This window comes from Sphingomonas sp. Leaf23 (assembly GCF_001421585.1).
Classification (GTDB): Bacteria; Pseudomonadota; Alphaproteobacteria; order Sphingomonadales; family Sphingomonadaceae; genus Sphingomonas.
This window is the reverse complement of sequence record NZ_LMKR01000003.1, coordinates 92,559-104,846: the sequence shown is the minus strand read 5'-3', so window position 1 is coordinate 104,846 and position 12,288 is coordinate 92,559. Positions and strand designations below refer to the sequence as shown.

Below are 12,288 nucleotides of genomic sequence, written 5' to 3'. Positions count from 1 at the left end.
TTCGATCAATAGTCGCGCGAGATGCGGACGTTGGTGCTCTGCCGGCCGATGGTGGAGATGGAGGCGAGCAGCGACAGCCAGCGCGTGACCTGAAACTCGATCCGGGTTGCGCTATAGCCCTGCCCGTCGGTCACGATCTCCGCATAGAAACGCCGCGTCAGATATTTGCCGGCGGCAACCGAGGTGCCCTGCCCCGTCTGCGGATCGGCGGGCAGGATGCGCAGCCGATCGAGCCCGGCGGCACGGCGAACGGCATTGATCGGATTCAACCCGCCCTCGCCATTTTGCAGCGCGGCGACGGCGGCGGCCAGCTGCAATGCTTCGGGCGCGGACAGATTGGTAATCGACGTGCCGAACAGCAGCCGCGACAGCAGTTCGTCTTCGGGCAGCGCCGGCACGCTCTGGAAACTGATTTCGGGCCGGGTCGCGGTGCCGGCGACGCGGATAGTCGCGTTTAACCCCTGCGTATCGGCATTGGCGGCGATATCGAGCGCGGGGTCGGCCGGGCTTTCGCCGTTGAAGCGCAGCGCGCCGCGATCGACACGGAACTCGCGCCCGGCAAATTCATAATCGCCGCGCACCAGATCGGCGCGGCCGTTGATGATCGGGCTGGTCGGCTCCCCGGTGATGGCGAGGTCGGCGGACCATTCGCTGTTGAGGCCAAGGCCGGTAACGATCAGCCCGCCGGGCGCGCGTGCCTTAAGGTCAAGTTTCCACGGCACCACCGCCGCGCTGGCTTCGTCGTCGCCGTCGGGGCGGTTGATCTCGCGGATGTTGAGGCGCGGAATCGGCGCGGTGGCGGTCGCGCGGCCAAGGCGATAGCGGCTGCCGTCCATGCGGACTTCGCCGGAAATCGTGCCCCCCGCCCCGTCGCTGCGCACGCGGATCGGGCCGGTAACGGTCGCGCCGATCGAATCGGTGTTGATGAGCCGCGCACGATCGGCGTTGAGCGACAGGTCGATGCCGAAGCCGCGCACGGCGGCGAATTCGAATGCGCCGGTGCCGGTCACCCGCCCCTGCCGCCCGTCATTGGCGGCAAAGCGATCGATCACCAGCCGGGAGCCGTCGAACCGTCCCTGCGCCTCGACGCCGGTCAGCACGGTGCCGGTAATCGCGCTTTCGATGCGGGCGCCGCTGGAGCGCACGACACCGCGGATGCGGGGGTCGGCAAGGCGGCCGGTGACGTCGGCGCCGACCGATACCGGGCCGGACAGGTCGAATAATTCGATGCCGGTCAGCCGCCACAGCGTATCGGCCGGGCCGCCATAGCGCAGCTGCGCAAACAAGGGCGCGTTGTTCAGCCGGGTGGCGAGGTCACCCTCCCCCAGCGGAGAGAGGCGCGCCTGCGCCCGGCCGATCGTCTTGCCGCCGCTCGCCATCACCGCGCGCACCCCGGCGCGGTTCGCGTCCAGCACCGCCGCCACGCCGACATCGATCGGGGTCGACGATACCACCAGCCCGGAACGGCTGAGACCGCGAATGGTCAGGTCGACCCGCCCGCTGGGGGTATTCCCCCGCGTGGCATAGGCGATCTTGCCCGACGCGCTGCCGCTCAGGCCCAGCCCCGGATAGCCGATGTCGAGCACGGCAAGCGGCATCCGCGTGACGTCGAGCGCCAGTTCGGTCGTGTCCGCCCCCACCGCGCCGCCAACCGTCGCGGTGCCGCCGGCAAAGCTGAACTGCGTCGGTGCCAGTCGCCAACCATCGCCCTCGCGTCGGAGGATCGCCGGGGTTTCGAGTTTGAGCGGGCGGCGGTCGAGCGTACCCTCCGCGCTGATGCGATATTCGTCGGCGGTGACCTGCGTCACGCTCTGGATCGAAAACGCACGGCCGCGCGATCCGGCGATCGCGGCGCGCACTTCGCCGACGCCATCGACCAGCTTCGCACTGCCCGCCAGCCGCGCGATCGATAGCTTGCCGCGGCGGAACCCCTGCGCGGTCATCGTCGCGTCGAGGGTCGTGCCACCGCCCGCCAGCACAATCCCGGCCTCCAGCCGTGCACGCCGCACCGATCCCGCCGTGCCCAGTTTCGCTCGCGTGGCATCCAGCGCGATATCGATCCGCTGGTCGCTACCCTGCGGGCGGAAGTCGATCGTGCCGGCAAACCCGCCGCCATCGACGTTCAGCCGCCCGAGAAAGCCATTCTCGACAATATCGATCCCGCCGGTCGCACGGGTCTCGCTGACCTCCAGCTCATCGACCGCGATCCGCGCCGTCCCGCCGGTCGGCAACAGGATGCGGCCATTGGCGGTGAACGGCCCGAGCCGCGAACCGCCCTGCGCGCGATAGGCGAACCCCTCCGCCGTCGGGTCGAGATGCGCGACCACGTTGGCAAGGCCCAGCGTGGCGTTCGGCGATGCGAAGCGCAGGTCGAGCGTCGGCTTGGAGATATTGCCGTCGAGCACCAGCTGCACCGGGCGATAGGTCGCCTGTCGCCCGCTTCCTTCGAAATGGAAGGTGCCGTCGCGGCGGCGATAGCCGTTGCCGCTGAGCGTCAGGCCGGGCGAGGTGAGCCGCAGTCCGCGCAGGTACAGGATGCCGTCCTTGCCGCGTTCCAGGCCGGTTTCGATGCGGGGCAGCCCCTGCGTCAGCGAGCGGAAGAAGCCGTTGTCGAGCCGGCGAACCTGCGCCATGCCCCGCCCGACGATCCGCGTGCCGCCGCCCGGAATGGGAACGGCAGTCAGCTTCGTCTGGACATCGACCAGCCCGAGGCCGGGGATCAGATAGCGTTGCAGCGCGCCGCTGATCCCGACCTCATAGCGGCCGGTGGTTAGGTCGAGCGTCAGCATGATCCGCCCGTTGAGCTTGTCCGACCGCACGATCAGGTCGTTGCCGACCAGCGTCTTCGCACCGACCGCCAGCTTGCCGGTCACCGACAGGTTGCGCAGGATACCGCCCGCCACATCGCCGACGCCGGTGACCCGCGCCGCCGCCAGCCGGATCGGCACGATTACCGGCGCCTTCGAAAACCGCCCCTGTCCGGCGGCGACCACCTGTTCGAACCCGGTTTGGTCGAACGCCAGCCGATTGGCGCGCAGGCGGTAATCGAAGCGCGCGGTCGAAAACTCCCCGTCGAGGATCGTGCGGAGTTCGATATCGCGCCCGGTCATGTTGGGGAACATCGCCGCGGGGCGCAGCAGCCGCGCGCGCAGGCGCAGGTCGCGAAACGCGCTGGTGCCAAGGTCGACGATGCCGTCCGCCTCCAGCGCGAGCGCGGCACTGCGCAGCGCCAGCACGCCGTCGATCCGGCGATCGGCAAAGGTCGCGCTGCCGCTAACGCGAACCTGGGGCGCGGTCAGCCGCTGGAGCTTGCCCTGCAGCAGCGTCGATGGTGCGAGCGTACCGCCCAGCGTGTAGCGACCGGCGCGCACGCCCAGCGTCAGGTCGACGATCCGCGCACGACCGGCGTCGGCAACCGCGCGCCCGTCCCATGCCGACCAGCGCCCGTCGCCCGACACCTCGATCGCCAGAGAACGGCGAATACCGCTGGCGGTGGCGAGCAGACCGTCGCCCGCACCCCGCGCCCGCAGGTCGATATCGAAGCGGTCGCGATCCGGTTCGGCATTGATGCGCAGCCGCAGCCGGTCGCTGGCGGCGATATCGAGCGCGAGGTCGACCAGCGCCCGGCCGGATCGGACATCCGCCTGCCCCGACAGTTTGCCCGTGCGCGCGGTGCCGGTCACGCCCTTGGCCAGCTCCAGCCGCTCGACGCTCAGGCGGCCGATGCGAATGTCGAAGCTCGGCAGGATCGGGGTCTTGCGTCCGGTCGGCGTCGGTTGCGGCAGCTTGGCAAGGATCGCGCGCGGGATGGTCAGGCTGTTGATCGACAGCCGGTTCGACACGAATTCCCATGGCCGCCAGTCGAGTTCGGCGAGCGGTGCGCGCAGCACCAGCCCCTTCGCATCATAGATACGCACGTCGATCAGCCGCGCACGGGTGTAGATCGACCCGTCGATCCGCCCGATGCGATAGCGCATGCCATTGGCGGGCTTCATCGTCGCGATACGGTTGGCGATCAGCCGGTGGCCCGGCCCGGTATCGATCACCACCAGCGCACCGACGATCAGAACGATGATGGCGAGAACCAGTTGCGCCAGCCGCCGGCCCCAGCCGATGCGGCGCTTCACCACCACCGGCGGCGTTTCGACCGGTTCGTCGTTCAAAACGCCTGCCCCAGCGAGACATAGACGGCGATGCGGGGATCGCCCTTTTGCGGGTTGATCGGCGTACCGACATCGACCCGGATCGGCCCGAAATTGCTGTAATAGCGCACGCCGATCCCCGCGCCGTAGCGCAGCCCCGAAAATTTCGGCATCGTCGAGGTATAGATGTTGCCGGCATCGAGGAACGGCACGACGCCGAAATTGCCGAACGCCTTGACCCGCGCCTCCAGCGAAAATTCGGCTAGGCTGCGCCCGCCGATCGGATCGTTGTTCGGGTCGCGCGGGCCGATATCCTGGAATCCGTAGCCGCGCACCGACGCGCCGCCGCCGGCATAGAAGCGCCGCGACGGCGCCACTGCATCGCGCGGCGCGCCGAGGATCGATCCGATGCGGGTCCGCGCCGCCAGCACGACCTGCGACGTGACCGGGCGGTAGACGCTCGCATCGACCTGTGCGCGGGTATAGCCGAACAGGTCGCCGCGCAGCGACAATTCGGGGCTGATCCGTCCGCCCAGCCGGAACCCCTTGGTCGGGTTCAGCAGGTCGTCCGACCCGTCATAGTTCAGGCTGCTGGGCAGCGCGCCGATGAAATAGGTGCGGCGGCGCGGCTCCCCCGTGGCGACGATCACGTCGCGTTCGTCGGTCGCGACCAGTTCGCCGCCCAGCGCCCAGGTCCACGTCTTTTGAAAGAAGATGTTGGTCTGCCGCTCCAGCCCGGCGGACAGCGAGACGGTGTTCGCCTCGAACGCGTTGCGGACGAGGTGGGTCGCGGCGACCTGTGCGGTCAGCACCCGGTCGCGGCCATGGAAATTGTTGCGACGGAAGGTGACCGCCGCCACCTGTTCCAAGGTACCGAGAACGCCCCGCAGGGTGAGTGCGCCTTCGGGCGGGAACAGGTTGCGGTGGGTCCAGCTCGCCTCGACCCGCGCGCCTTCACCGGTGCCGTACCCGATTTCGCCGGCGATGGTGCGCGGCGGCGCCGGCTCCATCGCAAGGTCGAGGTCGACGGTGCCGGGCGCCTGTCCCTCGACCGGGGTCAGGCGGACCTGCGATACCAGGCTGGTTTGCACGATCGCGCGGCGCAGGTCGTCGACCATGGCGGAATCATAGGTCTCGCCCGGCTTGAACCGGGCGATGTCCTGCGCATGGTCGCCGTCGAACACCCGGTTGGGACGTGCCACGATCCGGCCGAAGCGCCGCTCGCCGCCCGGCTGCACATCGACCTCGATCGTCGCGGTGCGGGTGGCGTGGTCGACGGTGATCTGCGGCTCGCCGACCTTGGCAAAGGGAAAGCCCTCGCGCCCGATCGTCGTTTCCAGCTTGCCCTGTGCCGCGACCACCGTGTCGCCCTGTACCGGCGCCTCGGGCTTCAGGCCGAATGCCGTGCTGAGGTCGGTTGCCTTGTCCCCTGCTGCGGCGATGCCTGGCGTGCGGACCTGGGCGAAGCGATAGAGCTGGCCCGGCTCCACTTCCAGATAGACGATCAGCCGATCGCCCTCCGGGCGGACGCTGGTGGTGATGCGCGCGTCGAAATAGCCTTCGTTGCGCAGCAGGTCGTCGAGCAGGCGGGCATCCTCACGCGCGCGACGGTCGATCTGCGCGGCGTTCGACGGTTCGCCTTCCTTGGCGCGCAGGGTCGACAATTCGTTGAACCGCTGTCGAAACAGGTCGTTGTTGATCCCGTCGATGCCGGTGATCCGGTAATTGTAGCGGAATTCCCCGCCGGCACGCTGCGGCCCGGTGGTCAGACTCGGATCGGTCGGTGCGGTCGCAAGGTCGGGCCACGCGACGCCGATGTCGGGCAGGTCGGCCAGCGGCGCAGTGGGATCGAGCGATGTTTCCTGCGCGGCGGGCGGCGTCTGCGCGCGCGCCATCGGACCCGCGAAAGCAAGCCATCCGGCGCTCAACAGCACGGCAAACCGGCAGCTCGACATGGGATCGTCCTAGCGCGGCACGGCCACGGACGCCAAGCGCAAACCCGCCGGAATCTTCAGTGAATCGTACCCCAGGCGCCCGGCTGCTCCAGCAGCGTGACAAGCCGTGCGACCTGACGCCAGCGGCAGAACTGCACCACATTGTCGCGGTCGCGCGCCTGGTTCGCACGCGCGGTCGCTTCCTCGGCCGCTACCGGCCCATACTCCGCCATCAGATCATGCGCCCGCGCCAGATCGGAGAGGTCGGCGATATAGGGCGACAGCATGGCGGTATCGAGCATGGCATTCCGTGGTTCATGGATCGTGCCGGAACCGAACCGACCGCCTCTGGCGCGGCCTTCGATCGTTAACGCACGCGACGCAATCCCGTATCGACACATCTCGCCGTCCCGATGCGACACAGGCGGGACGACAGTGGCGCACCGCCGCCGACTATGGCAAGCGACACCAATGAACAGACCACCCCATACGCCGAAAGCCGGCGGGATGCCGATCGCGTTGGGCGTGATGGGCGGCGCGATCGTCGGCGCGGTATTCGGCGAGGCCACGATGGGCCTGCTGATCGGGCTGGCGCTGGGCATCGGGATCGCCGTCCTGATCTGGCGCACGGATCGGCCGCGCCGCTGATCCCGCTATAGCGCGCGCGACAGCCAGACGACGCGGCCGACGATATCGGGCGTGCCGTCGATGGCGATCGGCGGATAGGCCGGATTGTCGCTGACCAGTTCGACCCCGCCCGGCACCCGCGCCAGCCGCTTCACCAGCAATACCCCGTCATGGCGCACGACATGGATCGCGCCCGACACCCCGCGCCGGTCGCCGCCATCGACCAGGATGGTGTCGCCATCGGACAGCGTCGGCAGCATCGAATCGCCCGCAACCGCGATTACCGACGCCTGCCCTGGCCGCACTCGCAGCTGGCGCAGCAGCGCGCCGTCGATCCGCATCGCGCCGTCGCCGCGATCGTCGTCGACCAGCCCGCCCGGCCCGGCCGATGCCCGCGCGTCGATCCGCGGTACCGCGACCAGCTCGCGCGCGATCGGCCCACCCAGTGCCGCCTCCGTCACGCCCAGGTAGCGCGCCAGCGTCGCCCGGTCGCCTTCCGACAGCCGCCGGGGGGAACCGCGTTCGATATATTGCTGCATATAGGCCGGGTTGCGCCCCAGCAGGCGCGACAGTTCCGACAGGCTTGCCCCCCGTTCCGCCGCCAGACGAGCGATCGCCCCGCGCACATCGTCCAGTTCCATCGCCGGCCTCCCTTTAGGAATTTTCCTAGACATGTTGGATTTCAAGGAACAGATCAAGAACATTCTTGAGTCGAAGGAGTAGGCGGGAGGGTATGGATGCACAGCATTTTGCAGCGGATCAGTCGGCATCTGCAGGAAACGGGGACGCCCGAAACGCTGTTCGGTCGGCGGGCGGCGGGCGACCCGCGCCTGGTGGGCGACCTGCGCAACGGGCGGCAACCGCGCGCACCGCTGATCGCCCGGATCGAGGCCTATATCGCCGGCCAGGAACGATCGGAATGAGCCGGGGGCCGGACGCCGCCACCCTGCTGGAACGGCGCCTGCGCATTGCGGCCGAGGCGGCGGGGGTGTCGATCGCGATCACCGCATCGGACTGGACCGGCTGGGCCAGCGCGACGTTCAACGGCGCGCGGCACCGGCTGACGCTCAGCAGCGGCGATGCCGGGTTCGCCGCGTGGCTGGCCGAATTGCCCGAGGCCGACCTGCCGCTGCGCGGGCATCTGGTCGCCGACCTGATCGTCACCGGCGGGGCGACGCTGCCCGATCGCGACGACGCGACGATCGAGGTGCTGACCGTCGAGGAACGCTGACGCCCTATTCGCCCCCGGCCATGCGGCGCAGCGCGCCAAGTGCGGAGGCGAGGCCGGCATTGCCCGTTTCCGGCTCGGCCGAAACGGGGCGATCGCCGCGCCGACGCTGCAACCCCCGGTCGAGCCGGTCGATCAGTTCGGACAGCTCCGGCGTCGGCGTCGGCGACGGCTCGACCGGGGGCGACGACGGGGCGGGCTCGGGTTCAGCGTCGGGTTCGACGTCGACCGGCGGCGGACGGAAGAGCGGGCGTACCGCGGGGGGCGGCGCTGCCGGCACCATCGGTAGCGCCTCCGGGTCGAACATCGCCATTGGCGTGTTCAGGTCGCGTGGCAGTTCCAGCTCCGCTTCGGTGGCCGCGACCGGATCGAGGAACGGCATGCCCAGGTCGCGCGCGGCGCGAACCGGCGGACGCGGCGGGGCGTCGGGATGGGCATCGGCGCGGCGGACGCTGGGCGGCGCTTCCTCGACGACCTCGTCGGCGGCGGGCAGCGCGACCGGACGACGGACGGCGAGCAGGGTCAGCGCAATCCAAACCGGCACCGCGACCGCCAGTGCCGCGACCAGCATCAACGCCGCACGCGCAGTCCAGCCGAGCGGCGGCGCGGCGATCGGCAGCAGCGCGGGCAAACCGGTGTCCGACACGACCGTCTCGATCCGCCACATCGGCACGACGGCGATCGCGATGGCCACGAGCAGCCCGGATGCACCGGCGACCAGCGAGGGCAGCGAGCGGTTCATGCGTCCACCATCGTCGCGTCGCCCATCACCGCGCCGGGCCGTGCGGCCCCGATCAATCGTTGATAGACCGGCTGATAGCGCGCGACGTTCGATGCCCAGTTGCGCTCCGCCTCGACAAAGGCGCGGCCCCGGTCGCGCATCGCTTCCCAGCCCGACCGGTCGGCCAGCAATGCGGCAACGCGGGTGGCGAGCGCGGCGGGGTCGTCGGGCGGGAACAGCGTGCCGGTATCGCCGTCGCGGATCAGTTCGCGGTGACCACCGACATCGGATGCTGCGACCAGCCGCCGCTGCGCCATCGCCTCCAGCGGCTTCAGCGGCGTGACCAGATCGGTCAACCGCATGGCCTTGCGCGGATAGACCAGCAGGTCGACCAGCCCGTAATAGCGCTCGACTTCATGATGCGGCACGCGGCCGATAAAGTGGATCGCATGGGCAGCGTTGGACGCCGCCGCCTGTGCGCGCAGTGCTCCTTCCATCGGGCCGCCACCGACCAGCAGCAGCCGGACGTTCGGCCGTGCCGCGACCAGCGCGGGCATGGCGGCGATCAGCGTGTCGAGACCCTCATAATCATAGAAGCTGCCGATGAAGCCCAGCACTTCCGGGCCCGCCAGCCCCAGTTCGGCGGCGAGCGCAGTGTCGGGCGGCGGCGGATCGCCGAACAGGTTCAGGTCGACGCCGTTGGGCGACACCATGATCTTGGCCGGGTCGATCCCACGCGCCACCAGGTCGCGGCGCAACCCTTCGCAAATGACCGCGACGCCATCGGCGCGGCGCACCGCCCAGGTCTCCAGCGCGCGAGTCGCACGGTAGCGGGCCGATCCTTCGGTGCCGGTCCCGTTGCCGACCGCCGCGTCTTCCCAGAAGGCGCGGATTTCATAGACCAGCGGCAGCCCACGCCGCCGGGCGACGCGCAGCGCGGCGAGCGCGTCCAGCACCGGCGAATGGGCGTGCAGGATGTCGGGCCGAAATTCGTCCACCACCCGGTCGATCGCGGCAGAAAATGCCCGGATTTCCGCCAGTTCACCCAAGGGTGCCGGCAGGGCGCGGGGCGGTACGGTGCGGTGGAAATCGATGCCGTCGACGGTTTCCCGCGCGACCTGCGTCACCCCCTGCCTGGCCCCGGTGACCGCCGCGACCTGCCACCCGCGCGCCATCTGCGCGGTGAGGATCGCCCGCGTACGGAACGTGTAGCCGCTGTGGAGCGGCAGGCCGTGGTCGAGGATATGAAGGACTCGCATGCCAACGTCCTGCCACGACAGGGTTAAGGGAGACGTAACGCCAGCATAGCGCGGGCTCAATCGCCGGCAAAGGCGAAGGGGGTCAGCCCGCCGTCGCGGTCGTCCAGCCGCATGGCGCGGGCGTGCGGCGGGGCGGAACGCTGCGGACAGTCGCCGCGGGTGCAGGCGCGGCACCCCGGCCCCACCGGCACACCGCGTGCCGACAGGTCCAGCCCGCGTGCCGCCGCCAGCCCGCCCGCCTGATCGGCGGCAATGCCCAGCATCACGACGAAGCGCGCCCGCACCTCCCCGGCCAGCGCGCCGGGCGGGGTGACGGTACGCGACAATGTGAGCCAGCGCCCACCCTCCTCCGGCTCGACCAGTTGCAGCACCGTCTCCCCGCCACGTGCAAAGGCGTCGAATGCGCCGAGCAGCGGACAGGGCGCCCCCTCGACCAGCGGCGACTGGCTGGCCCCGGCAAACCGCTTCGACACCTGTCCCGCGCGGTCGATCCGGAGCAGGCAGAAGGACAGCCCGCGCGCACCGACGCGGTGCAGCGTGGTCAACCGGTGGGCGACATGTTCGAACCCCGCCCCGAACCGGCGGCCGAGCAGCGCCAGATCATAGCCCGTCGCCTCGCACGCGCGCAGGAACCGGGCATAGGGCATCATCACCGCGGCGGCGAAATAGCCGTGTAGGTGACGCCGCAGCCATTGTTCGGCGGTCCGGTCAGACAGGCCCGCGCCGCGCACCACCGCATCGACCTCCGCCCGCGCCTCGGCATGGCCCAATGCCCGGGCGAGCGCGAAGCTGCGCGAGGCGGGGTCGAGCCGTTCGGACAGCTGCAGCTGGCGCGCATGCAGGTCGGTGCGGTGCAGCCGGTCGGGCATCACCTCTACCGGCAGCAGCCGCACCGACAGGTGGTGCCGCACCCGCAGCCGGTCGGCTATCGCCGCCGCCGGATCGCCGCCGGCCAACCGCAGTTCGTCGGCCAGCGCCTCCGCCTGTGCATCGAGGTCGGGGAAATGGTTGCGCCAGCGTTCGATCGTGGCGCGCGCCTCGGCCGCGGGATCGGCGGTGACCGGCGCCCCCACCCCGCCGCTACCCAGCCGGTCGAAGGCGCGGGCGAACGCCTCCGCCCCGCCCGGCGCGGCGGACAGCCATTCGGCGACATCGGCGCGGTCGAGGCTCAGGTCGGCGAACATCGGGTCGGCCAGCCGCCGGCGCAGCGCCTCCGCCCCGCCGCCCGGTTCGCTTGCCGCCAGCGTGCGCGGGTCGAAGCCGTAGCGTTCGGCCAGCGCCACCAGCAACGTCGCGGTCAGCGGTCGCTGGTTGCGTTCGATGAGGTTGAGATAGCTGGCGGAGATGCCCAGCGCCTCGGCCATCGCCGCCTGGGTCAGCGCCTGCCCCCGGCGGAGGCGACGGACGGCGTGGCCGGCGAACATCTTGCTTTCCATCGCGCCCTGCCCCGCCGTTTTCCTTGTAAAGAGATTACAGAAACGGGCGATCAGGACAAGGCAGGCGGAATGGGCCTTTTTTGCAGGTCCGGTATCGGATACCTATCCCGCAACGATGCCGTTTCGAACATCGGGTTTGCAGGAGACGATGCAATGGACACCAACAGCCTGTTCCGGCTCGACGGGCGCACCGCGCTGATTACCGGCGGATCGCGCGGGATTGGGCGGATGATCGCCGCCGGCTTCGTCGCACAGGGCGCGCGGGTGTTCGTGTCGGCGCGCAAGGCCGATGCCTGTATCCAGACGGCCGAAGAAATCGGCGCGACCGCGCTGCCGCAGGACGTGTCGAGCGTGGAGGGATGCCGCGCGCTGGCGGATCGGCTGGCCAGCCATACCGATCGGCTCGACATCCTCGTCAACAATGCCGGCGCGGCGTGGGGACAGGCGTTCGAGGAATTTCCCGAAAGCGGGTGGGACAAGGTGATGGCCCTGAACGTCAAGTCGCCGTTCTTCCTGACGCAGGCGCTGCACCCGATGCTGAAGGCGGCGGCATCGCGCGCACGGCCGGCAAAGGTCATCAACATCACCTCGATCGACGGACAGCGTGTCAATCCGTGGGAAACCTACAGCTATCAGGCGTCGAAGGCGGCGCTGATCCACCTGACGCGGCGGATGGCGGCGCGGCTGGTGACCGATGCGATCCACGTTACCTCGATCGCGCCCGGCGCCTTTGCCAGCGAGATGAACAAGGCCGCGCGCGACCATGGCGACGGCGTGGCGAAGCGGATTCCGGCCGGGCGGATCGGCGTGGACGAGGATATGGCGGCGGCGGCGATCTATCTCGCGGCGCGCGCCGGGGACTATGTGGTGGGGGAAACGATCACCGTCGATGGCGGGCTGGTCAACGCGTCGTTGGGTGGTTCGATCGACGGTTGAGCCGC

Annotated in this window: 11 protein-coding genes; 4 read left to right on the top strand and 7 right to left on the bottom strand. The window is 69.9% G+C overall.

The annotated features are described in order from the left end of the window. Nucleotides 1-5 precede the first annotated feature (5 nt). From ASE67_RS08750 to ASE67_RS08740, 3 genes are all read right to left on the bottom strand, one after another. Nucleotides 6-4,163, bottom strand: a complete 4,158-nt coding sequence (locus ASE67_RS08750) for a translocation/assembly module TamB domain-containing protein (RefSeq protein WP_235511852.1) — start codon at nt 4,161-4,163, stop codon at nt 6-8. Continuing rightward, nucleotides 4,160-6,037 carry an autotransporter assembly complex protein TamA gene (locus ASE67_RS08745; RefSeq protein WP_235511851.1) on the bottom strand — a complete coding sequence of 626 codons (1,878 nt, stop codon included), beginning with the start codon at nt 6,035-6,037 and terminating at the stop codon, nt 4,160-4,162. Before ASE67_RS08745 ends, ASE67_RS08750 begins: the two co-directional genes overlap by 4 nt. A gap of 116 nt (nt 6,038-6,153) precedes the next feature. Continuing rightward, complete coding sequence (locus ASE67_RS08740) at nt 6,154-6,378, bottom strand: hypothetical protein (protein WP_235511850.1); 225 nt, start codon at nt 6,376-6,378, stop codon at nt 6,154-6,156. 205 nt (nt 6,379-6,583) lie between these two features. On the opposite strand from ASE67_RS08740, the gene ASE67_RS18385 reads away from it, so the two are divergent. After that, nucleotides 6,584-6,724 carry a hypothetical protein gene (locus ASE67_RS18385; RefSeq protein WP_162236337.1) on the top strand — a complete coding sequence of 47 codons (141 nt, stop codon included), beginning with the start codon at nt 6,584-6,586 and terminating at the stop codon, nt 6,722-6,724. Nucleotides 6,725-6,729: 5 nt separating this feature from the next. On the opposite strand, the gene ASE67_RS08735 is transcribed toward ASE67_RS18385, so the two are convergent. Further along, nucleotides 6,730-7,344, bottom strand: a complete 615-nt coding sequence (locus tag ASE67_RS08735; RefSeq protein ID WP_055759576.1) for a S24 family peptidase — start codon at nt 7,342-7,344, stop codon at nt 6,730-6,732. 96 nt (nt 7,345-7,440) lie between these two features. On the opposite strand from ASE67_RS08735, the gene ASE67_RS08730 reads away from it, so the two are divergent. Both ASE67_RS08730 and ASE67_RS08725 read left to right on the top strand, forming a co-directional pair. Further along, nucleotides 7,441-7,626 carry a hypothetical protein gene (locus ASE67_RS08730; RefSeq protein ID WP_055759573.1) on the top strand — a complete coding sequence of 62 codons (186 nt, stop codon included), beginning with the start codon at nt 7,441-7,443 and terminating at the stop codon, nt 7,624-7,626. Continuing rightward, a complete protein-coding gene (locus tag ASE67_RS08725) occupies nt 7,623-7,934 on the top strand; it encodes a hypothetical protein (protein ID WP_055759567.1) in 312 nt (103 codons plus the stop codon). Before ASE67_RS08730 ends, ASE67_RS08725 begins: the two co-directional genes overlap by 4 nt. Before the next feature lie 4 nt (nt 7,935-7,938). Here the strand turns inward: ASE67_RS08725 and ASE67_RS08720 are convergent, their stop codons facing one another. The 3 genes from ASE67_RS08720 to ASE67_RS08710 are packed head-to-tail and all read right to left on the bottom strand — an operon-like array spanning nt 7,939 to nt 11,347. Next, a complete protein-coding gene (locus ASE67_RS08720; protein ID WP_055759564.1) occupies nt 7,939-8,673 on the bottom strand; it encodes a hypothetical protein in 735 nt (244 codons plus the stop codon). Beyond that, nucleotides 8,670-9,911, bottom strand: coding sequence for a TIGR04063 family PEP-CTERM/XrtA system glycosyltransferase (locus ASE67_RS08715; protein ID WP_055759559.1), 1,242 nt, complete (start codon nt 9,909-9,911; stop codon nt 8,670-8,672). Before ASE67_RS08715 ends, ASE67_RS08720 begins: the two co-directional genes overlap by 4 nt. 56 nt (nt 9,912-9,967) lie before the next feature. Next, nucleotides 9,968-11,347, bottom strand: a complete 1,380-nt coding sequence (locus tag ASE67_RS08710) for a helix-turn-helix domain-containing protein (RefSeq protein WP_055759556.1) — start codon at nt 11,345-11,347, stop codon at nt 9,968-9,970. A gap of 153 nt (nt 11,348-11,500) precedes the next feature. On the opposite strand from ASE67_RS08710, the gene ASE67_RS08705 reads away from it, so the two are divergent. Beyond that, complete coding sequence (locus tag ASE67_RS08705) at nt 11,501-12,283, top strand: SDR family oxidoreductase (RefSeq protein WP_055759553.1); 783 nt, start codon at nt 11,501-11,503, stop codon at nt 12,281-12,283. Nucleotides 12,284-12,288: the final 5 nt, after the last annotated feature.